Below are 20,276 nucleotides of genomic sequence, written 5' to 3' on the forward strand. Positions count from 1 at the left end.
GCGCTCTCCACCACGTCGTCCAGCGTCGCGACCTGGTAGCCGTCCATCGCCGCCTGCAGCGCGCAGATCGGGTCGATCTCCGTGACGATCACCCGAGCGCCCTGACCGCGCAGCGACTCCGCACAGCCCTTGCCGACATCGCCGTAACCACAGACCACCGCGACCTTGCCGCCGATCAGCACGTCCGTGGCACGGTTGATGCCGTCGATCAGCGAGTGACGGCAGCCGTACTTGTTGTCGAACTTCGACTTCGTCACCGCGTCGTTCACATTGATCGCCGGGAACAGCAGCGTGCCCTCGGCCATCATCTCGTACAGACGGTGGACACCCGTCGTGGTCTCCTCCGTCACACCACGGATCTCGGACGCGAGCTGCGTCCACTTCTGCGGGGCCTCGGCCAGGGTGCGGTTGAGGAGGGTGAGGATGTGGGCGTATTCCTCGGAGTCCGCCGTGGACGGGTCCGGGGCCGCGCCGGCCTTCTCGAACTCGACGCCCTTGTGGACCAGGAGGGTGGCGTCACCACCGTCGTCCAGGATCATGTTCGGGCCGCCGGTCGGGGTGTTCGGCCAGGTCAGCGCCTGCTCCGTGCACCACCAGTACTCCTCCAGCGTCTCGCCCTTCCAGGCGAAGACCGGGACGCCCTGCGGGTTCTCCGGGGTGCCGTTCGGGCCGACCGCGATGGCGGCGGCCGCGTGGTCCTGGGTGGAGAAGATGTTGCAGGAGGCCCAGCGGACGTCGGCGCCGAGGGCGACGAGGGTCTCGATGAGCACGGCCGTCTGCACGGTCATGTGCAGCGAGCCGGTGATGCGGGCGCCGGCCAGCGGCTGCGCCTGCGCGTACTCCTTGCGGATCGACATCAGACCCGGCATCTCGTGCTCGGCCAGGGTGATCTCCTTGCGGCCGAAAGCGGCAAGGGAAAGGTCGGCGACCTTGAAGTCCATGGGTGCTGCTCCTCATGGGTCGAGAGGTGGGTACGGCTGGGCCGTGCACGGGCTGGCCGGTGCACTGAGCACAGTCCGCCGCGGGGCCCTCTCTCCCCTCGGCCGGTCACGAGGACCGCCCGACCGCCATCAGCGGCGACGCCTGACACTGATGACGAATCTACACCGATCGGCGCAGCGGGCCCCAGTGGGGACGGGAAGAAGTCGCGCTTCGTTTTCAGGCCGCCCGGTGGAATGTTCGGGGCCTTTCGGACTTTTGATCCGCCCTTCGTCTGTTGCAGGATGCCGGTGGATCGGTTCGTACGCGCGATCTCGCGGACCAGCGGTGTGAAGGAGATTCCAGTGACCAGTCCAGCCGGCCCTTCCGGTGACGGTACGAGCGGGCGGGGGCGCCCGAAGCTGCTCGCCGTGACGGCGTGCCCCACGGGGATCGCGCACACGTACATGGCCGCCGAGAAGCTCCAGCAGGCGGCCGCCGAGCTGGGCGTGGACCTGAAGGTGGAGACCCAGGGTTCGATCGGCGCCGAGAACGCGCTCACTGACAACGATGTCAGAGAGGCGGACGGGATCATCATCGCCGCCGACAAGGAGGTCGGCCGCGAGCGGTTCGCGGGCAAGCGGGTCCTGGTCACCGGGGTCGCCGACGGCATCCACCGGCCGAAGGAGCTGATCGAACGCGTGCGGAGCGCGCCGGTGCAGGCGGGTTCGGCCGCCGCGGGAGGTGCGGGAGGCGGGGACGGCGGCAAGGAGCGGAGCCTCACGTACAAGGCGCTGATGAACGGCGTCTCGTACATGATCCCCTTCGTGGTGGTCGGCGGTCTGCTGATCGCCATCGCGCTGGCGCTGGGCGGCCACGCCACCGCCGAGGGGTACGCGGTCACCCCGGGCACCTTCTGGGACCACCTGTTCCAGATCGGGGTCCTCGGCTTCACCCTGATGATCCCGATCCTGTCCGGCTACATCGCGTACGCCATCGGCGACCGGCCGGCGCTGGTGCCCGGCATGATCGGCGGCTTCATCGCGAACACGGGCGCGCTGTACGGCTCCGAGTCGGGCGCCGGTTTCATCGGCGCGATCGTGACGGGCTTCCTGGCCGGCCATCTCGTGCTGTGGATCAAGAAGGTCGAGGTCCCCAAGGCCGTCCGGCCGATCATGCCGATCATCGTGATCCCGGTCGTGGCCACGACGGCCCTCGGCCTGTTCTTCGTCTACGTCATCGGCAAGCCCGTCTCGTGGCTCTTCGAGAGCCTCACGGGCCGGCTGTCCGGGATGACCGGCACCAGCGCGGTCCTGCTCGGCGCCCTGCTCGGCCTGATGATCGCCTTCGACATGGGCGGCCCGGTCAACAAGACGGCGTTCCTCTTCGGCACGGGGCTCATCGCCTCCGGGAACTACGCCGTCATGGGCATGTGCGCGGCGGCCATCCCGGTGATGCCGCTCGGGCAGGGCCTGGCGACGCTCCTGCGCCGCGGGCTGTACTCGGAGCAGGAGCGCGACACCGGCATGGCGGCGCTGTTCATGGGCGTCTTCGGCATCTCGGAGGGGGCGATCCCCTTCGCGGCGGCGCGGCCGGCGATCGTGATCCCGGCGAACATGCTGGGCGGCGCGGTGGCCGGTGCGGTCGCCGGTGCGGCGGGCGTGGGCGACCACGTGCCCCATGGTGGTCCGGTCGTGGCCGCGCTGGGTGCGGTCAGCGGCTGGGCCTGGTTCCTGATCGCGATCGCCATCGGCACGGTGGTGACCGCGCTGACGACGAACGCGCTGATCGGGATCAAGGCGCGCCGGGGCCGTAAGCCGGCCGCGCCGGTGGCGGAGCCGGTGCCCGCCGGCGCAACCGGGGCGGAGGGCACAGCCGGGGGCACGGCCGCCGGGGCCACGGCCGTGCGGGCGCGGCCGGAAACGGCGGCGGTGACCGCTCCCGACGCGGGGCCGGAGGTGCTGTCCGGGTACCTGACCGCCCGGACGGTCAAGACGGAGCTGGCTTCGGACACCAAGGAAGCGGCGATCCGGGAGATGGCCGAGCTGCTGGCCGCCACGGGGAACGTCCGCGACGTGGACGAGCTCGTACGGGTCGCCCTCGCCCGGGAGGCGCAGGGCACGACGGGGCTCGGCGAGTCGATCGCCATCCCGCACGCCAAGACGGACGCGGTGACCCGGCCCACGGTCGGCTTCGCCCGGTCCTCCGAGGGCATCGAGTGGGGCGCGCTCGACGGTACGAAGGCCCGGCTGGTCTTCATGATCTCCGTGCCGGAGGCCGCGGCGGGGGACGAGCACCTGCGGATCCTGGCGCTGCTGTCGCGCAAGCTGATGGACGGGGACTTCCGCGCCCGGCTCCGGTCCGCGCCGGACGGCCCGGCCGTCCTGGAGGTGCTGGGCGAGATCCGGTAGCGCCCGCGGCGCGTACGGCGAAGGCCCCTGCGGCTCAGCCGCGGGGGCCTTCGGGTGCCGTCGGAAGCCGGTCAGTGGGCGTCGGCCTTGCCGAGGTCGACTGTCTCGGGCTGGTAGATGTCCGGCTCCAGGTAGATCACGCGGGCGATCGGGACCGCCTCGCGGATGCGGGCCTCGGCGGCGTTGATGGCGTTGGCCACCTCGGTCGCGGTGTCGTTGCCCTGGACGGCGATCTTCGCGGCGACCAGCAGTTCCTCGGGGCCGAGGTGCAGGGTCCGCATGTGGATCACCCGGGTGACCACGACCCCGTCGACGAGCGCGGCGTTGATCTTGTCGACCTCTTCGGCGCCGGCGGCCTCGCCCAGCAGCAGGGACTTGGTCTCCGCGGCGAGGACGATCGCGATGACGATGAGCAGGATGCCGATGCACAGGGTGCCGATGCCGTCCCAGACGCCGTCGCCGGTGATCAGGGCGATACCGACGCCCCCGAGGGCCAGCACCAGGCCGACGAGCGCGCCGAGGTCCTCCAGCAGGACGACGGGCAGCTCGGGCGCCTTGGCCCGCTTGATGAACTGGCGCCACGACAGCTTGCCGCGGACCTCGTTCGACTCCTTGATGGCGGTGCGGAACGAGAACGACTCGGCGATGATCGCGAAGACGAGCACGCCCACCGGCCAGTACCAGGCCTCGATCGCGTGCGGGTGCTTGATCTTCTCGTAACCCTCGTAGATGGCGAACATGCCACCGACGGAGAACAGCACGATGGAGACGAGGAACGCGTAGATGTAGCGCTCGCGCCCGTAGCCGAAGGGGTGCTGCGGCGTCGCCTCGCGCTGGGCCTTCTTCCCGCCGAGGAGCAGCAGGCCCTGATTCCCGGAGTCCGCCAGCGAGTGGACGCTTTCCGCGAGCATCGACGAGGAGCCGCTGAAGAGGAATGCCACGAACTTGGCTACAGCGATGGCGAGGTTGGCGGCGAGTGCCGCCACGATCGCCTTGGTACCGCCCGACGCGCTCATAGGTGCTGGGTGTCCTTCCTGGCCACTGGCTTACGGCGGCACATTGTTGCAGCTGTCGGTGTGGTCGGCGCTACGTCAGATGACGACCGTGGCCCGGAAGACGGTGCCACTCCCGGACAGTTCGGTCTTTTCGCCCGCCGGTACGAAGACCGACTCACCCGGAGCGAGGGCCAGTTCGCCGACGCGGGGCGCGCCGGCGGTGCAGAGCAGGATCTGCGGGGTGGCGTCGGGGAGGGCGCGGGGGGCGCCGCCGGGGGCCAGGACGTGCCGGGAGAGCCGGAACTCGTCGATGGGGGTCTCGTAGACCTCCTCGCCGTCGCCCTCGGGGCGCAGGACGCCCGGGGCGCTCGGCTCGAAGACGACCACCTTCAGCAGCTCGGGGACGTCCACGTGCTTGGGCGTCAGGCCGCAGCGCAGCACGTTGTCCGAGTTGGCCATGAGTTCGACGCCGAGGCCGTCGAGGTAGGCGTGCGGGATGCCGGCGCCGAGGAACATGGCCTCGCCGGGCTGGAGCCGGACGTGGTTGAGGAGCATGGCCGCGATCACGCCCGGGTCGCCGGGGTAGTCGTGGACGAGCCCCGCGTACGGCTCGTACGGGCCTTCGAGGCGCTCGGCGGCGGCCGCGGCCTCGGCGACCGTACGGGCCATCTCCTCGCGGTCGGCGGTGAGGACGGCGGTGAGGACCTCGCGCAGGGCCGCCTCCTCGGGGTGGGCGCGCAGCAGGTCGACGTACGGCTTGAGTGAGTCGACGCCGAGGCCTTCGAGGAGGTCCGCGGCCTCCAGCGGCGGTCGGAAGCCGCACAGGCCGTCGAAGGGGGTGAGGGCGCAGATCAGTTCGGGCTTGTGGTTGGCGTCCTTGTAGTTGCGGTGGCCCGCGTCGATCGGGACGCCCCGGCGCTCCTCGTCCTCGAAGCCGGCCCGGGCCTGGGCCAGGTCGGGGTGGACCTGGAGGGAGAGGGGGGCGCCGGCGGCGAGGACCTTGAGGAGGAAGGGCAGGCGGGGGCCGAACTTGGCGACGGCGGCGGGACCGAGCTCGCCCTCGGGGTCGGCGGCGATGACGGCTGCCAGGGTGGTCTCGCCGGCTCCGCGGTCGAGGCGGGAGGGGGCGCCGGGGTGGGCACCCATCCACATCTCGGCCTGGGGCTCACCGGTCGGCTCGACTCCGAGGAGGGCCGGGATCGCGGTGGTGGATCCCCACGCGTAGGGGCGGATCGTGTTGGTCAGGCGGTCCATCGTCGTCGTCTTCCTGGATCTGGATGTGGTGCGGGCACAGGGGTGTGCCTCAGCCGCGTCCCCGGCCGGCCAGCGCCAGGTAGGCGGTGGCGAAGTCGGTGACGGCGAGGAGTTCGGCGAGCTGTTCCAGCTCTCCGCCCTCCTCCGGTTCGAGTTCGCTGATGGCCGTGTCGTGGCCGGCGGCGAGCTCGCGCGCGGCCGGGGCGGCGGTGAGTCCGCCGGCCGGCCGGTCGCGCAGCAGGACGATGCGGGCGCGCAGGGCCTGGGGCTCCTCGACGCGGTCCCGGAAGAAGTCGTCGGTGTCGGCTCCGGCGGCGAAGGAGCCGGCGAGCAGCACGCCGTGGGCGGTCAGCGCCTCGGGGAGGGCCGCGGCGAGCGCGGGGCGGCCGGCCAGCTCGGCGAGGGTGGCGGCGAAGCGGCGGCCGGCGGGGCCGGCGGCCTCGCCCTCGGTCCAGATGAGGGGGAGCGAGTCGGCCAGCTCGGCGGCGAGGGTCTTGGCCGGGTTGGAGTAGGTGGTGATGGCCGGGCCGCAGCGCTCGGCGGTGCGGTCGAGCCGGTCGGCGGCGCGCTGGAGGGCGTCGGGGGCCGCGCTGATCATGCCGACCTTGTCGAGGAGGACCAGCAGCGGGGTCAGCAGGGCCCAGAGCGCGCCGGGACCGGCCACGGCGGACTCGTCGTACTCCTGGTACGGGGCCTTGGCCATCGGTACGAGGACCCCGTGCGCGCCGTCCACCGCCTCGCTCAGCGGTGAGCGCTCGGGGGCCACGGCGACCACGGTGCAGCCGCGCCGGTAGGCCTGCTCGGCGAGGGCGGCGAGCCCGGGCTCGGTGCCGTCGGTGGTGGCGAGGAGCAGCAGCTCGACGGGGCCCGCCCAGCCGGGCAGGGCCCAGCGGAGTGCTCCGGCGGCGTGGGCGACGCCGGTCGGGTGCAGGCGGATGACCGGGGCGGAGGCTCCGGCGAGGGCGCCGAGCAGGTCGGCCACGCCGGTGGCGGCGGTGCCGGAGCCGGCGATCAGCACGGCGCGGGGGCGCCCGTCGGGGCGCAGGTCCCCGAGGCCGGCCTCGCCCGCGTGGCGGGCCGCGGTGCGGACTCTGGCCCCGGCCTCGGCGGCGCCGCGGAGCAGGCCGCGGCGGTCGGCACGGGCGAGATCGTCCGGTGCGTCGAGGAGTGACTCGTCGAGCATGGGGGCCTCCGGCGGTGTTGACGGATCCAGGCTGGTCGAGCGGCGGGGCCGGTCAGGCGGGGCGGCGGGCCTCGTCCACGAGGAGGACCGGGATGCCGTCGCGGACCGGGTACGCGAGACCGCAGTCCTGGCCGGTGCAGAGCAGCTCGGGGGTGGTCTCGTCCGCCGATTCGTCCTGGAGCGGGGCGTGGCAGGCGGGGCAGGCGAGGATCTCCAGCAGGCCGGCTTCGAGCGGCATGGGCGGTTTCCCTTCGGGGGTGCGGATCGCGGATCGCGGATTGGGCGAGGTCAGCGTACCGCCGAGTCACCTGCGGTGCGGGGCGGCTCCGCGGGGCCCGGGGCCGGGGCTCCGGGGCGGGTGGGGCGGGTGCGGTGCCGTCGTACGGGGCTCTGCCCCGGATCCCCGTGCCCCGAACGCCGGCGGGGCTGGTTTCCGCTCCGCCGGCGCCGGGGGTGGGTCAGGCCCGGACCAGGGCCAGGACCTCGTCGCGCACCTTGGCCAGGGTGGCCTCGTCGCGGGCTTCGACGTTGAGGCGCAGGAGCGGCTCGGTGTTGGAGGGGCGCAGGTTGAACCACCAGTCGGCGGCGGAGACCGTGAGGCCGTCCAGCTCGTCGAAGGTGACGCCCTCCTGGCCGGCGTAGGCGGCCTTGACGTCGGCGGTGCGGGCGGCCTGGTCGGCGACGGTGGAGTTGATCTCGCCGGAGCCGACGTAGCGGTCGTACTCGGCGACGAGCTCGGAGAGGGTGCCCTCCTGGCCGCCGAGGGCCGCGAGGACGTGGAGCGCGGCGAGCATGCCGGTGTCCGCGTTCCAGAAGTCCTTGAAGTAGTAGTGCGCGGAGTGCTCGCCGCCGAAGATGGCGCCCGAGGCGGCCATCTCGGCCTTGATGAAGGAGTGGCCCACGCGGGTGCGGACGGGGGTGCCGCCGTGCTCGCGGACGACCTCGGGGACCGACCACGAGGTGATCAGATTGTGGATGACGGTGCCGCTGCCGCCGTTGCGGGCCAGCTCGCGGGCCGCGACCAGGGCGGTGATCGCGGACGGGGAGACGCCCTCGCCGCGCTCGTCGACGACGAAGCAGCGGTCGGCGTCGCCGTCGAAGGCGAGGCCCAGGTCGGCGCCCTCGGCGATCACGCGGGCCTGGAGGTCGACGATGTTCTTCGGGTCGAGGGGGTTGGCCTCGTGGTTCGGGAAGGTCCCGTCGAGCTCGAAGTACATGGGGACGAGGTCCAGCGGGAGGCCCTCGAAGACGGTGGGGACGGTGTGGCCGCCCATGCCGTTGCCCGCGTCGACGACGACCTTCAGCGGGCGGATGGCGGTCAGGTCGACCAGGCCCTTGAGGTGCTCGGCGTAGCCGGTGAGGGTGTCCTGCTCGGTGATGGTGCCCGGGACGGTGCCGGCGGGGATCTCCGGGGCGCCCTCGTCGGTCCACTTCTCGGCGAGCTCGCGGATGGTGGCGAGTCCGGTGTCCTGGCCCACGGGCGCGGCGCCGGCACGGCAGAGCTTGATGCCGTTGTACTGGGCGGGGTTGTGCGAGGCGGTGAACATGGCGCCCGGCAGGTCCAGCTTGCCGGAGGCGTAGTACAGCTGGTCGGTGGAGCACAGACCGATCAGGGTGACGTCGACGCCGCGGGCGGCCGCGCCCCGGGCGAAGGCGGCCGACAGGCCGGGCGAGGAGGGCCGCATGTCGTGACCGACGACGATCGCCGTGGCGTCGGTGACCTCGACGAACGCAGCACCGAACAGCTCTGCCAGGGTTTCGTCCCACTCGTCGGGTACGACGCCACGGACGTCGTACGCCTTGACGATGTTCGAAAGATCTGCGGCCACTGCCTGCCCTCCTGAAGGTTCTGTGCGGTGGAGCAAACCTACCTTGTACGGAGAGCGGCTTTTCAGACGATCCGCGTGTCAGGAGTCGGGCGAGCGCAGGACGCGCAGGTGCCCGCGGCGTGTCTCGCCGGCCACCGGGGCGCCGTGTCCGGCCCCGCCGGCCTCGGCCGCGCGCTCGGGCGGACGCGCCGCCTCACGGACGGCGTTGGCCAGGGCTTCGAGGTCGTCACCGGTGGGGCGCGACGGTCCGGAACCGTCCGACAGGCGTACGACTTCCCAGCCGCGCGGCGCGGTCAGGCGCTCGGAGTGCTCGGCGCACAGGTCATAGCAGTGGGGTTCGGCGTAGGTGGCGAGCGGGCCGAGAACTGCGGTCGAGTCGGCGTAGACGTACGTCAGTGTGGCGACGGCAGGGCGGCCGCACGCGGTGCGCGAACAGCGACGTACAAGGCTCACGACGTTGGACGGTACCGCACTCTTGACCGGGCCGCGACGACTCTCCCCCCGGCCACTCCCCCGTGTCGTGCTCCGCGGTGGTGACGAAGGGGGCGACGCGTCCGTAATGCGGCCCGATCTTGGCCGGATCGTTCGGGGGGCGACACCGTCGTGACACCTCGTCGTGACCGTATCGGGTCCTGGCCGGGGCGTGCGGGCTACCCTGCGGGGGTGACGGACAGTGCGCTTCCTCCCCGCCCCGCGGCTCCGGCCGAGGCCCCTTCCGAGCCGCGGCCGCGGCGGCGTGACCGGCACGGCCGGGGGATGCGCGGACCGCTGGCCCCGCCGCAGGTGCCGCTGTCCGCGAGCCGGTCGGAGCTGTTCGGCGACCTCGTACGGGATTCCGTGGAGCGGCTGGAGCGGCGCTGGACGCAGCTGGCCGAGGTGGAGTTCGTGATCGCGGACGTGCCGGGGCCGCCGGGCGGTCCCGACGCGGGCTGGAACGACGAGGCGGTGCCGCTGGGCGGCCTGGTGGAGGCCCGGGACGGGAAACCGGCGCGGATCGTGGTGTTCCGGCGGCCGGTGGAGATCCGGGCGAAGACGCGGGACGAGCGGGCGATGCTGGTGCACGAGATCGTGGTGGAGCAGGTCGCGGAGCTGCTCGGGCTGTCCCCGGAGACGGTGGACCCCCGGTACGGGCAGGACTGACCCGCTCCCGGAAGGGCGGGCCTTCGCCCGAACCGGCCCCGGCGGGCTCAGCGCAGCAGGATCGAGGGGTCCTCGGCGGCCCGGGGGACCGAGACCGTGGAGCGGTCGTCGCCGAAGGCCTGGACGGTGAACATCGGGATCCCGTCGTGCGGCAGGGTCAGGGTGCGGGCCGCGTGGACGGGTCCCCCGGACAGGGTCTCGACGGTCAGGGCGTAAGGGCCCTTGCCGCCGGAGGGGGCCGGCGGGGCCAGGGCGCGGGTGGTGCCCGCCTTGACGGTGATCTCCTGGACGGCCGGCTGACCGCCCTCGGTGCCCGGGGAGGCGGTGACGCGGACCGCGGCGTCGGCGCCGGCGGCCGTCAGGGTGAGGACGGTCGCCTTGTCGTCGGCCCGATTGTCGGTGACGGTGGCCCGCTCCCCGACGGGGGTGCTCGCCGGGATGAAGCCCAGTTCCTTCTTGGCGGCGGTGCCGCGGACCACGCGCAGGGCCGCGACCACGGGTACCGCCTTCGCCGGGTCGGCGGGGGCCAGCAGCAGCGAGCCGGCCTCGCCGCGGGTCACGTCGCCCAGGTCCAGGCCGGCCGTCATGCCGCCCTTGACGTGGAGGCGCTCCTTGCCGGCCGGGCTGAGGGGGCCGGTGGGGCCGGACAGCTTCACGGTGAGGTCGGCGTCGTCCTCGCCGGGGGCGAAGGCGACCAGCCGTACGGAGACGGCGTCGGCCGGGATGCCCGGCAGCACCAGCGTGTCGGCCGGGCCCGCGGATGCGGGGAGCCAGTCGGTGCCGGTGCCGTCCTCGGCGACGTGGGTGGAGGCGCCGACCCGGCCCGAGCTCGCCGTCACGTGGGCGGTGACGTCGGTGAGCCGGCTGTCGGGGGCCAGCGGGGACAGCCACACCTTGGTGGTGGAGCGGGGGTCGACCCGGATCACGGGGTCGGCGGTGCCCGGCTTGTCCTTGAGCAGCCCGTCCGGGCCGTACAGCGTGATGGTCACCTCGGCGGTGGTGTCGTCCGGGTTGGTGAGGTGGACGTAGTCCTGCCGGCCCTTGGCGGTGCTGACGCCGGGGAACCAGAAGTCGGTACCGGGGGCGGTGCAGGCGAGCCCGAGCAGTCCGCGCGCCTGGCCGACGGAGACCTTGGTGGTCTGCTGGGCGGTCCAGCCGGGGGCAAGGGCGCCCTCGGCGGCGCCCGTCAGGGCGGGTGCCTCCGCGCCGGAGGCGGTGGCGGCGACGGGCCTGCCGGGCTCCTTGGGCTCCAGCACCGCCTTGCCGTCCTTGCCGGCGAGCCGGGCCGTGCCCTTGCCGCCGCCCTTGCCGGGGGTGAGGGAGGTGTACGTGGTCTCGGCGATGTCGGAGGAGCTGGGCGCGGGGCACACCAGCACGGACCGCTCCACCGGCATGCGGGCGGCGGCCGCCCGCCCGGTGCCGCCGCCGGCCGGGGTGGCGGCGGGGGCGGTGAGGAAGGCCAGCCCGGTGGCGGCGGCCAGCGCCGCCGCTACGGCCGCGAGCGTCAGGGGGGCGCGCTGCTTCACTGCTGGTGGCTCCCGTCGGGACGCGGCTGGTGCTGTCCGTAGGTGTCGTACTGCTGCTCGTACGGGTACGGGTGGGGCTGCTGTTGCCGCGGGACGTGCGGCTGCTCCTCGGGAGGGGGGTACTGCCCGGCGTACTGGCCGTACGGGTCGTACGGGTCGTGCGGCGGCTGCGGCTGCGCGTGCGGCTGCGGCGGCTGCTCGTACGGGTAGGGCTCCTGGTAGGCGTACGACTCCTCGCCGGGGACCTGCTGCGCCGGGATCCGCGCGTACGGGTCGACGACGGCGTCGGCGGGCGCCGGCTCCGCGGCGGGCGCGGCGGCGCCGGCCGCACGGCGGGCGCGGCGGCCCCGGCCGGGCTCGCCGGAGCCGTCCCCGGCGGCAGGGGCGGTCTCCTCCGGCAGGTCGTCGTCGAGCCGGGCGCGACGGCCCGGCAGGGCCATCACCAGCAGCACCAGGGCCAGGAACCCCTGCGCCCAGTGCCAGGCGTCCCGGGGCAGGGAGTCCCGGTGGACGAGGTCGAGGCGGCCGCCCTCGGGGGGCAGTACGAAGCCCTGGGCCCAGCCGTCGACCGTCCTGGGCGTCAGGGGCCGGCCGTCGAGGGTGGCCCGCCAGCCCGGGTCGGCCCGGTCGGCGATGCGCAGCGTCCGGCCTTCGGGGCCCTCGGGGATGTCGGCGTGGACCTCGACGGGCCCGGCGTCGACGGTGATCGGGGCGGCCTGGCCGTGGCCGGGGAGGATCGCCACGCGGGAGGTCAGCCGCTCGACCTCCCACAGGGCGGTGCCGTCGTTCTGGTGGCGCTGTTTGAGGCCCGGAGTGCCGTCGAGGACGCGGCGCATGGGGGCGGGGCCGCCGGGCGGGATCATGACGTAGCGCACGGCGAAGGCGCTGAGCTGCTCGGACTGGTTGGCCCCGGCGCCGGAGACCAGGCTGGAGACGGCCTTGGCGAGGCGGGGGTCGGGGCCGGCCGCGGCGAGGAGTTCGCCGTCGCCGAGGCGGGCGCCGGAGCCGCGGACCAGGACGTAGGAGACGGTGGCGGGCGAGTCGCCGCCGAGGACCAGGGTGCGGGTGCGGTTGGTGTCGCCGGAGTGCTCCGCGACGACGGCCGGGACCTGGACGGGGTCCCGCCGCCCGAGCGGCCCGTCGGCCCCGGCCGCCGCCCAGGCGGCGGCGAGGAGCAGGGGGCCGGCGGCGGCGGCGAGGGCGGTCAGGGCGGCCAGCGGCTGCCGCCAGCCGAAGCTGCGGGCGGCGACGCGTTCCTTGGCGCCGTCCGCGCCGAGCACGGCGGCCGCGAGAAGGGCGAGTCCGTACAGGAGGGTGCCGGGGCCGGCCCAGCCGGTGCGGTTGAGCAGGACGGCGAGGAGCAGGCCGGCGAGGGCGGCGCCCCAGGCGGTGCCGACGGCGAGCCGCCGGTCGGCGCGGAGCAGGGCGGCGAGGGCGGCGAGCAGGGTGCCGGCGAGGAGGAGGTGGCCGGTGGTGCCGGGCCCGCCTGGGTCGGCGCCGAGGAGGCCGAGCGGGGTGGCGGTGCCGCTGCCGTAGGGCAGTCCGGCCTCCCGCAGGAGGCGGCCGGGGTGGCTGAGCAGGCCCAGGGACCAGGGCGCGAGGACGGCCAGGGGTACGGCGAGGGTGACGAGCAGGCGGGCGGCGTACGTCGCTCGGTGGGCGCGGCGCGCGAGGAGCGCGGCGATGCCGAGGACGGCGGCGAGGGGCCACACGACGGGGGTGAAGGCGGTGGCCAGGGTCAGCAGGAGGGCGTACGTCCACATCGCGCGCCGGCCGCCGGCCGCCCCGGCGCCCGCGAAGCCGTGGGCGGTGACGGCGGAGCGGGCGAGGACGGGCAGGAGTACGGCGAGGACGGCGGTCCCGAGCCGGCCGCCGGCGAGGGCGCCGGTGACGGCGGGCAGGAAGGCGTAGGTGACGGCGGCCCAGGCGCGCAGCAGCCGGGAGGTGACGAGCGGCCGGGAGGCGAAGTAGGCGGTGAGTCCGGCGAGCGGGACCGAGCCGACGAGCAGCAGGGTCAGGGCGGTCCGGGTGGAGCCGAGGAAGGGGAGGGACAGGCCGGCCAGGATCGCGAGGTAGGGGGGTGCGCCGGCGGTGGTGCCGGTGCCGACGGGCTGCCAGTCGCCGGTGTAGGCGTGCCAGAGACCGAGGCCGCCGGCGGGTGCGGGGAGCAGGGCGCCGCCCATGAGGCTGCCGCCGCCGATGAGCCCGCGGCAGGCGACGAGGGAGACGAGGAGCAGGCCGGCGAAGAGGACGGGTGAGGGGTTGCGGGCGATCCGGCCGAGCCGGCCGGGCGGGCTGGTGACGAGGTAGTCGGCGTCGTCGCCGCCCGGTCCGGTTTCGAGGGCTCCGCCGTGCCGGCCGGAGGGGGCGGGGTCGCTGTCGCGGCCGGAGCCGAGGTAGGCGGCGAGCTGTTCGGCGCCGGCGCGCAGGGTGGCGCCTGGCGGCGGGAAGAGGGGGCGCAGCTCGGCGGCGGGCACGGCGGGGCGGCGGCGGGCCTTGCGGGCGGCGAGGAGCCTGCCGGGGCGCAGCAGAATGACGAGCAGTCCGGTGATCTCGTCGACGGCCTGGCCGGGGGTTTTGCCGACGAGGTAGCCGAGTGCGCGGAGCAGGGTGCCGAGGAGCAGGCGCAGCAGGACGTAGGGCAGGACGCGGCCGGGGGTGTTGGCCAGCACGGTGTGGACGGCGCCGGCCTTGTCGACGCGGTGGGGGCTGACGGCGGAGCGGCCGGCGCAGTCGACGGTGCGGCGTTCGCGGGCGGCGGCTTCGGCGTGCCGCATGACGGCGTCGGGCGCGACGAGGACGGTGTGGCCGGCGTTGTGGACACGCCAGCAGAGGTCGACGTCGTCGCGCATCAGGGGCAGTCGGCGGTCGAAGCCGCCGAGGGCGTCGTAGACATCGCGGCGTACGAGCATGCCGGCGGTGGAGACGGAAAGGACGGGGCGCACCTGGTCGTGCTGGCCCTGGTCCTGTTCGCGGCGGTCGAGGCCGGTCCAGCGGCGGCCGCTGCGGGCGATGGTGACGCCGGCCTCGAGGAGCTGTTTGCGGTCGTACCAGCCGCGGAGTTTGGGGCCGATGACGGCGGCGTCCGGGTTCTGGTCGGCGACGCGCAGGAGTTCGGTGAGGGCGTCGGGTTCGGGTGCGCTGTCGTCGTGGAGCAGCCAGAGCCACTGGACGGGTTCGCCGTGGGGGAGCTCGGGGAGGTCGTAGGCGTCGTCGCGCCAGGTGCGGCTGACGGGGTCCCAGCCGCTGGGGCGCTTGAGGTACGGGAGTTCCTCGGGGGTCAGGGTGCCGGCGCCGCGGGCGGCTTCGTCGACGGCGGTGCCGAATCCGGTGCGGCGGGCGAGGTGCAGGACGCGGTCGTCGCCGAGGGCCTCGGCGAGGAGGCGGGCGGAGTCGTCGGCGCTGCCGGTGTCGGCGGCGACGTGGTTCTGCGCGGGGCGTTCCTGGGCGAGGAGGCCGGCGAGGGTCTCGGGCAGCCAGCGGGCTCCGTCGTGGGCGACGAGGACCGCGGTGACGACGTGCCGGGGGAACTCGGGGGTGGCGGCTGCCTGGTGGGAGGCCGTCGAGTTGCTGTGCAGGGACATCGCGTACGGGCCCTCCGGCCTGGGGGTGCCCCCGGACGGAGTCCGGGGGAGGATCCGGGGTGCGGGGCCCTCGGAAGCTGCTGGACAGCGCCCCACACTAACGGCTGCGAGGGGGAGGGTACGCCGTGTCCGGAGAAGGCCGGAACGCGACGGTCCGCCTCCTGCGGGGAAGGTGCGGGAGGCGGACCGTTTGCTCAGTCTGCTGGTGTGTCAGGTTCGTTCTGTGCTGCTCCGCGACCGTTTCGGATCGCCGTCTCAGACCGCCGCCTTTTTCAGCCGGCGCCGCTCGCGCTCGGACAGTCCGCCCCAGATGCCGAAGCGTTCGTCGTTGGCGAGGGCGTATTCGAGGCACTCGGAGCGGACCTCGCAGGCGAGGCAGACCTTCTTGGCTTCGCGGGTGGAGCCGCCCTTCTCGGGAAAGAAGGATTCGGGGTCGGTCTGCGCGCACAGTGCGCGCTCCTGCCAACCGAGCTCCTCGTCCGCCTCTTCGACCAGCAGTTCCTGAAACAGCTCGGTCATGTGCGCCCCTCGCTCTGTCTGTGCGTCCCCGTGATGTTGCCGTTACTGATCGCCGAGCAACGACACGAGTGAAATTACAAGTGTGTGGCTCCTGTGCAGTCAAGCCGAGATCTGCTATTGGGGCCCTTATTCACTCTGCGGAACCAAGCGTATACAGAAAGTGTTCATATCGCCAAAAATCGTGACACAAGCCACAGGCTGTCCGTGCATGTCTCCCTCGTCCGAGGTCGACGCGTCACCCTGTGGAGGGGTTGCGATTCAGCCGAAGATGCAGCCTGGATCACATTCCGATCACGAGTGACGCCAACGGGTTTGAGACTGGTTTCCGTTGGCTCGGAGCGCACATCCCCTGGTAGCTCTTGCACAAACCTTTCTCCGCGCACGGCAACCGGATGTGGTGAAAGTTTTCCCGCAAAACGGACATTGGGTTGACAGTCCGGCCCTCAGCCCGCTCTCCTTGTCTTCATGTCAGCGCCCGCAGCCGCCACCTGGACCCCCATTCGTGGGTTCCTGCGTGCTGCCCAGGTTCGCTGTTGCTGTTGCAGCTGTTGATGCCACCGGAGCCCCGGCTCCCCTGAGCACCGGCCACACCCCACAGCAACCGCCCCGCACGACTGACATCCGTCGAGGACACCCCACGATGAACAGCGCCCCCGCCGCCCCCACCGCTCCCGCGACCGCCCCGTCCGCCGCCGTGGTCGAGAGCGACCTCCAGATCGCCGGCGACATCCTCGCCGTCCAGCACCTCCTCCAGCCCGCCCGCGAACACCCGGCCACCGTCGCCGAGTTCGCCGGCCTCGCCCGGTCCATCGCCGAGGACCGCGGGAGCTGGGAACACCTCGTCCAGTACGACGCCACCACCCGCTGGTACCACCGTCTGCGCACCGGCCCCGGCTACGAGGTCTGGCTGCTCAGCTGGGTCCCCGGACAGGGCAGCGGCCTGCACGACCACGGCAGCTCCTCCGGCATCATGACCGTCCTCGACGGCGAACTCGTCGAATACACCCCGCGCACCGGACGCCTCAGCCACCGCGCCGGCACCCAGCGCGTCTTCGCCCCCGGCCACGCCCACGAGGTCGTCAACGACAGCCTCGACGGAGCCGTCAGCCTGCACGTCTACTTCCCCGGCCTGACCGAGATGCCGATGCACAGTTGCTCCCCGGCCCGCGAGGAGCACGTACCCGCCTGACGGCGCCTCCCGGGCACCACCCCCCAAGGGCGGCCCGCGGCCGGCTGACAGACTGGGCGCATGCGCATTGTTGTTCTGGCCGGCGGCATCGGCGGCGCCCGTTTCCTCCGCGGACTGAAATCCGCCGTCCCCGACGCGGACATCACCGTCATCGGCAACACCGGCGACGACATTCACCTGTTCGGGCTCAAGGTGTGCCCCGATCTGGACACCGTGATGTACACCCTCGGCGGTGGCATCAACGAGGACCAGGGCTGGGGCCGCACCGACGAGTCCTTCACCGTCAAGGAAGAACTCGCGGCGTACGGGGTCGGACCCTCCTGGTTCGGCCTCGGCGACCGCGACTTCGCCACCCACATCGTCCGCACCCAGATGATCGGCGCGGGCTACCCGCTCAGCGCCGTCACCGAAGCCCTCTGCGACCGCTGGCAGCCGGGCGTCCGGCTGCTGCCCATGTCCGACGACCGCGTCGAGACCCACGTCGCGATCACCGACCCGGAAACCGGCGAACGCCGCGTCATCCACTTCCAGGAGTACTGGGTCAAGCTGCGCGCCTCCCTCGACGCCGAGGCCGTCGTCCCCGTCGGCGCCGACCGGGCCCAGCCCGCCCCCGGCGTGCTCGACGCCATCGCCGCCGCCGACGTCATCCTCTTCCCGCCCTCCAACCCCGTCGTCTCCATCGGCACCATCCTCGCCGTACCCGGCATCCGCGAAGCCCTCGCCGCCTCCCCTGCACCCGTCGTCGGCCTCTCCCCCATCGTCGGCGGAGCACCCGTCCGGGGCATGGCCGACAAGGTCCTCGCCGCGGTCGGCGTCGAATCCACCGCCGCCGCCGTCGCCCGCCACTACGGCTCCGGCCTCCTCGACGGCTGGCTCGTGGACACCTCCGACGCGGACGCCGTCGCCGAGGTCGAGGCCGCCGGCATCGCCTGCCGTGCCGTCCCGCTGATGATGACCGACACCGCCGCGACCGCCGCCATGGCCCACGCCGCGCTGGAAGTCGCGCGGGCCGCCCGGTGACCGTCCCCTCCTACACGGTGCGGGCCCTCCCCGGCATCCCCGAGGTCCGGCCCGGCGACGACCTGGCCCGCCTCATCGCCGACGCGGAACCGGACCTGCGCGACGGGGACGTCCTGCTCGTCACCTCGAAGATCGTCTCCAAGGCCGAGGGACGGAGCGTCCGCGCCGACTCCCGCGAGGAGGCCATCGACGCCGAGACCGTACGGGTCGTCGCGCGCAGGGGCCCGCTGCGGATAGTGGAGAACCGGCGGGGCCTCGTCATGGCCGCCGCCGGCGTCGACGCCTCCAACACCGCACCGGGCACCGTACTGCTGCTGCCCGAGGACCCCGACGCCTCGGCCGCCAAGATCCGCGCCGGCCTGCGGGCCGCCCTCTCCGTCGACGTGGGCGTCATCGTCACCGACACCTTCGGCCGGCCCTGGCGCTCCGGACTGACCGACGTCGCCATCGGCTCGGCCGGAGTGCGCGTACTGGACGACCTGCGCGGCGGCACCGACGCCCACGGCAACCCGCTGAGCGCGACGATAGTGGCGACGGCCGACGAACTGGCCGCGGCCGGCGACCTGGTCAAGGGCAAGGCCGCCGGGCTGCCGGTGGCCGTCGTACGCGGACTGGGACACGTACTCGGCGAGGGCACCTCCGCGGCCGACCTGGTCCGCGCGCCCGCCGACGACATGTTCCGCCTGGGCACCTCGGAAGCCGTACGGGAAGCCGTCACCCAGCGCCGCACCGTACGCGCCTTCACCGGCGAACCCGTCGACCCGGGCGCGGTACGCCGCGCCGTGGCGGCGGCGGTCACCGCCCCGGCACCGCACCACACCACACCGTGGCGGTTCGTCCTGCTGGAGTCGGCCGCCGCCCGGCTCGAACTGCTCGACGCGATGCGCGACGCGTGGATCGCGGACCTGCGGCGCGACGGCAAGTCCGAGGAGTCCATCGCCCGGCGGATCAAGCGCGGGGACGTCCTGCGCGACGCCCCGTACCTGGTCGTGCCGTGCATGGTGACCGACGGCGCCCACGACTACGGGCACGCCCGGCGGGACGCGGCCGAACGGGAGATGTTCGTCGTCGCCATGGGCGCCGGCGTACAGAACTTCCTGGTCGCGCTCGCCGGGGAGCGGCTCGGCTCCGCATGGGTGTCCTCGACGATGTTCTGCCGGGACGTGGTGCGCAAGGTGCTCGCGCTGCCGGACGGCTGGGACCCGATGGGGGCCGTCGCCGTGGGCCACCCGGCGGCGCCCCCCGCCGAACGGCCGGACCGCCCGGCGGACGCGTTCATCGAGGTGCGTTAGAGCAGGCCGATGTCCCCGCGCGGCATCCGCGGCACCCGGCGGGGCGGAGTACGGCCCGCCAGGAGCACCAGCCGGGCCGCGCGGTGCCGCTGGCCCTCGTACGGGGCCAGCAGCTCCAGCATCCGGGCGTCGTCGGCGTCCCGCTCGTCCGCGAGGGCGTAGCCGATGATGCCGGGCAGGTGCAGATCGCCGGTGGTGACGGCGTCCGGCGCACCGTTGCTGCGCTGGAGGGTCTCGGCGGAGGTCCAGGGGCCGATGCCCGGTACGGCCTCCAGCCTGGCGGCGGCCGGCCCAAGCTCCATCGACGCGGCCTCCTCCAGCCGGTGGGCCACCCGGGCGGCGCGGACGATGGTGGCCGAGCGCTTCATGTCCACCCCGGCCCGGTGCCAGTCCCAGGAGGGGATCAGCGCCCATTCCCGGGCGGTGGGCATCACGTACAGCTCCCCGCCCAGCGGCCCGGGCGCGGGCTCCCCGTACTGGCGGACCAGGCGGCGCCAGGCGCGGTACGCCTCGTCGGCGGTGACCTTCTGCTCCAGGACGGTCGGGATCAGTGACTCCAGCACCAGCCCGGTGCGGGTCAGGCGCAGGCCGGGGCGGCGGCGGTGGCTGGTGTGCACCAGGCGGTGCCGGGGGACGAAGGCGCCGGGGTCGTCGTCGGCGCCGAGCAGCGCGGGCAGCGTCTCGAGCAGCCAGTCCCGGCCGGGGCCCCACGCCTCGGCGTCCGCCCCGTCGGGTGTGGCGGCGACGCGGAGCGCGGCGGGGCCCTCGGGGGTGCGGGTGCCGCGCCAGACGGAGCCGTCGGGGGTGGTGCGGAAGGTGGGGTCGCCGGGGCCGCGGCGGAGCGGGCCGAGCACCAGCCCCAGGTCCACGGCCGCGCCGGGCCGCCAGCTGCGGACCTTCCCGCCTCGGACGGGGACGCCGCCGCCGGCCCTGCCGGGGGGCACGGCGGTGTGGCCGCCGCGGACGGTGGTACGGGTGGAGGGGGTGAAGCGGCCGGCCATGCCTTGAGCGTAGCCCGCCGCCGCTGCGCGGGGCCCTCCCCCACCCGCCCTTCGCCCGTTCCCCGGGCCGCGCCCGGACCCCTCCTGGGGGCTCCGCCCCCAGACCCCGCGCCTCAAACGCCGGCGAGGCCGGATGCGCCAGAGCACGCCCTGCGTGGACGGGCGGTCGGCGAACAACGTAAGGGGGCGGGGACGGGGTGGGGTGTCGTCCGGGGCTAAAACGAGATGAATTCGGCGCCCGGTACCTCGCGCAACCGGACTCGGAACAGGCGCCGAACATCGAAGCCCGCCCCGGACGGCACCCCACCCCGGCACCGCCCCCCCCCCCAAGCCCCCCCCCCCCCCCCCCCCCCCCCCCACCCCACCCCCCCCCCGGGGCCCCCCCCCCCCCCCCCCCCCCCCCCCCCGGGCACCC

The 20,276-nt window shown here is 74.0% G+C and carries 16 protein-coding genes; 5 read left to right on the forward strand and 11 right to left on the reverse strand.

Annotated features, from left to right (window positions below):
* Positions 1 to 941, reverse strand: a 941-nt coding sequence (locus tag ACFY7H_RS33350) for an adenosylhomocysteinase (protein ID WP_388946248.1), incomplete at its 3' end; no start/stop codon positions are given.
* 342 nt (positions 942 to 1,283) lie between these two features.
* Here ACFY7H_RS33350 and ACFY7H_RS33355 point away from each other — a divergent pair.
* A complete protein-coding gene (locus ACFY7H_RS33355; RefSeq protein ID WP_388946251.1) occupies positions 1,284 to 3,329 on the forward strand; it encodes a fructose-specific PTS transporter subunit EIIC in 2,046 nt (681 codons plus the stop codon).
* Between the two features lie 71 nt (positions 3,330 to 3,400).
* On the opposite strand, the gene ACFY7H_RS33360 is transcribed toward ACFY7H_RS33355, so the two are convergent.
* From ACFY7H_RS33360 to ACFY7H_RS33385, 6 genes are all read right to left on the reverse strand, one after another.
* Positions 3,401 to 4,345 (reverse strand): cation diffusion facilitator family transporter, encoded by a 945-nt coding sequence (locus ACFY7H_RS33360; RefSeq protein WP_388946253.1) that lies wholly within the window; start codon positions 4,343 to 4,345, stop codon positions 3,401 to 3,403.
* Positions 4,346 to 4,420: 75 nt separating this feature from the next.
* Positions 4,421 to 5,578: a mannose-6-phosphate isomerase, class I gene (gene manA / locus ACFY7H_RS33365; RefSeq protein WP_388946256.1), complete on the reverse strand. Its 1,158-nt coding sequence runs from the start codon at positions 5,576 to 5,578 to the stop codon at positions 4,421 to 4,423.
* A gap of 49 nt (positions 5,579 to 5,627) precedes the next feature.
* Positions 5,628 to 6,761: an SIS domain-containing protein gene (locus ACFY7H_RS33370; RefSeq protein WP_388946259.1), complete on the reverse strand. Its 1,134-nt coding sequence runs from the start codon at positions 6,759 to 6,761 to the stop codon at positions 5,628 to 5,630.
* Between the two features lie 52 nt (positions 6,762 to 6,813).
* Positions 6,814 to 6,999: a Trm112 family protein gene (locus tag ACFY7H_RS33375; protein WP_388946262.1), complete on the reverse strand. Its 186-nt coding sequence runs from the start codon at positions 6,997 to 6,999 to the stop codon at positions 6,814 to 6,816.
* Positions 7,000 to 7,219: 220 nt separating this feature from the next.
* Complete coding sequence (locus ACFY7H_RS33380) at positions 7,220 to 8,590, reverse strand: phosphomannomutase/phosphoglucomutase (protein ID WP_388946265.1); 1,371 nt, start codon at positions 8,588 to 8,590, stop codon at positions 7,220 to 7,222.
* A gap of 78 nt (positions 8,591 to 8,668) precedes the next feature.
* On the reverse strand, positions 8,669 to 9,043 hold the full coding sequence (locus ACFY7H_RS33385; RefSeq protein ID WP_388946267.1) for a DUF3499 domain-containing protein: 375 nt from the start codon (positions 9,041 to 9,043) through the stop codon (positions 8,669 to 8,671).
* A 210-nt stretch (positions 9,044 to 9,253) separates the two neighbouring features.
* Here ACFY7H_RS33385 and ACFY7H_RS33390 point away from each other — a divergent pair, with 210 nt between their 5' ends.
* On the forward strand, positions 9,254 to 9,730 hold the full coding sequence (locus tag ACFY7H_RS33390; protein WP_388946270.1) for a metallopeptidase family protein: 477 nt from the start codon (positions 9,254 to 9,256) through the stop codon (positions 9,728 to 9,730).
* 47 nt (positions 9,731 to 9,777) lie between these two features.
* Here the strand turns inward: ACFY7H_RS33390 and ACFY7H_RS33395 are convergent, their stop codons facing one another.
* The 3 genes from ACFY7H_RS33395 to ACFY7H_RS33405 form a co-directional block, all read right to left on the reverse strand.
* Entirely contained in the window at positions 9,778 to 11,256 is a 1,479-nt protein-coding gene (locus ACFY7H_RS33395; RefSeq protein ID WP_388946272.1) for a DUF5719 family protein, read from the reverse strand.
* On the reverse strand, positions 11,253 to 14,840 hold the full coding sequence (locus tag ACFY7H_RS33400) for a glycosyltransferase (RefSeq protein ID WP_388946276.1): 3,588 nt from the start codon (positions 14,838 to 14,840) through the stop codon (positions 11,253 to 11,255). Before ACFY7H_RS33400 ends, ACFY7H_RS33395 begins: the two co-directional genes overlap by 4 nt.
* Positions 14,841 to 15,095: 255 nt before the next feature.
* Positions 15,096 to 15,359, reverse strand: a complete 264-nt coding sequence (locus ACFY7H_RS33405; RefSeq protein ID WP_003983763.1) for a WhiB family transcriptional regulator — start codon at positions 15,357 to 15,359, stop codon at positions 15,096 to 15,098.
* 640 nt (positions 15,360 to 15,999) lie between these two features.
* On the opposite strand from ACFY7H_RS33405, the gene ACFY7H_RS33410 reads away from it, so the two are divergent.
* The 3 genes from ACFY7H_RS33410 to ACFY7H_RS33420 are packed head-to-tail and all read left to right on the forward strand — an operon-like array spanning position 16,000 to position 18,860.
* Complete coding sequence (locus ACFY7H_RS33410; RefSeq protein WP_388946279.1) at positions 16,000 to 16,548, forward strand: cysteine dioxygenase; 549 nt, start codon at positions 16,000 to 16,002, stop codon at positions 16,546 to 16,548.
* Positions 16,549 to 16,608: 60 nt separating this feature from the next.
* The gene (gene cofD, locus ACFY7H_RS33415) at positions 16,609 to 17,568 is read left to right on the forward strand and encodes a 2-phospho-L-lactate transferase (RefSeq protein ID WP_388946283.1); all 960 of its coding nucleotides are present in this window, start codon (positions 16,609 to 16,611) and stop codon (positions 17,566 to 17,568) included.
* Positions 17,565 to 18,860, forward strand: a complete 1,296-nt coding sequence (locus tag ACFY7H_RS33420) for a coenzyme F420-0:L-glutamate ligase (protein WP_388946286.1) — start codon at positions 17,565 to 17,567, stop codon at positions 18,858 to 18,860. The genes cofD and ACFY7H_RS33420 overlap by 4 nt, the downstream gene beginning before the upstream one ends.
* Here the strand turns inward: ACFY7H_RS33420 and ACFY7H_RS33425 are convergent.
* A complete protein-coding gene (locus ACFY7H_RS33425; protein WP_388946289.1) occupies positions 18,857 to 19,861 on the reverse strand; it encodes a DNA-3-methyladenine glycosylase family protein in 1,005 nt (334 codons plus the stop codon). The two genes, ACFY7H_RS33420 and ACFY7H_RS33425, sit on opposite strands and share 4 nt — an antisense overlap.
* Positions 19,862 to 20,276: the final 415 nt, after the last annotated feature.

The organism is Streptomyces sp. NPDC012794 (assembly GCF_042901085.1).
Classification (GTDB): Bacteria; Actinomycetota; Actinomycetes; order Streptomycetales; family Streptomycetaceae; genus Streptomyces.

What these genes read in the sequence shown, in the direction of transcription:
- ACFY7H_RS33360 (WP_388946253.1), bottom strand. Translation starts at nt 4,345, where the DNA reads ATGAGCGCGTCGGGCGGTACCAAGGCGATCGTGGCGGCACTCGCCGCC.
- manA (WP_388946256.1), bottom strand. Translation starts at nt 5,578, where the DNA reads ATGGACCGCCTGACCAACACGATCCGCCCCTACGCGTGGGGATCCACC.
- ACFY7H_RS33370 (WP_388946259.1), bottom strand. Translation starts at nt 6,761, where the DNA reads ATGCTCGACGAGTCACTCCTCGACGCACCGGACGATCTCGCCCGTGCC.
- ACFY7H_RS33375 (WP_388946262.1), bottom strand. Translation starts at nt 6,999, where the DNA reads ATGCCGCTCGAAGCCGGCCTGCTGGAGATCCTCGCCTGCCCCGCCTGC.
- ACFY7H_RS33400 (WP_388946276.1), bottom strand. Translation starts at nt 14,840, where the DNA reads ATGTCCCTGCACAGCAACTCGACGGCCTCCCACCAGGCAGCCGCCACC.
- ACFY7H_RS33405 (WP_003983763.1), bottom strand. Translation starts at nt 15,359, where the DNA reads ATGACCGAGCTGTTTCAGGAACTGCTGGTCGAAGAGGCGGACGAGGAG.
- ACFY7H_RS33410 (WP_388946279.1), top strand. Translation starts at nt 16,000, where the DNA reads ATGAACAGCGCCCCCGCCGCCCCCACCGCTCCCGCGACCGCCCCGTCC.
- cofD (WP_388946283.1), top strand. Translation starts at nt 16,609, where the DNA reads ATGCGCATTGTTGTTCTGGCCGGCGGCATCGGCGGCGCCCGTTTCCTC.
- ACFY7H_RS33425 (WP_388946289.1), bottom strand. Translation starts at nt 19,861, where the DNA reads ATGGCCGGCCGCTTCACCCCCTCCACCCGTACCACCGTCCGCGGCGGC.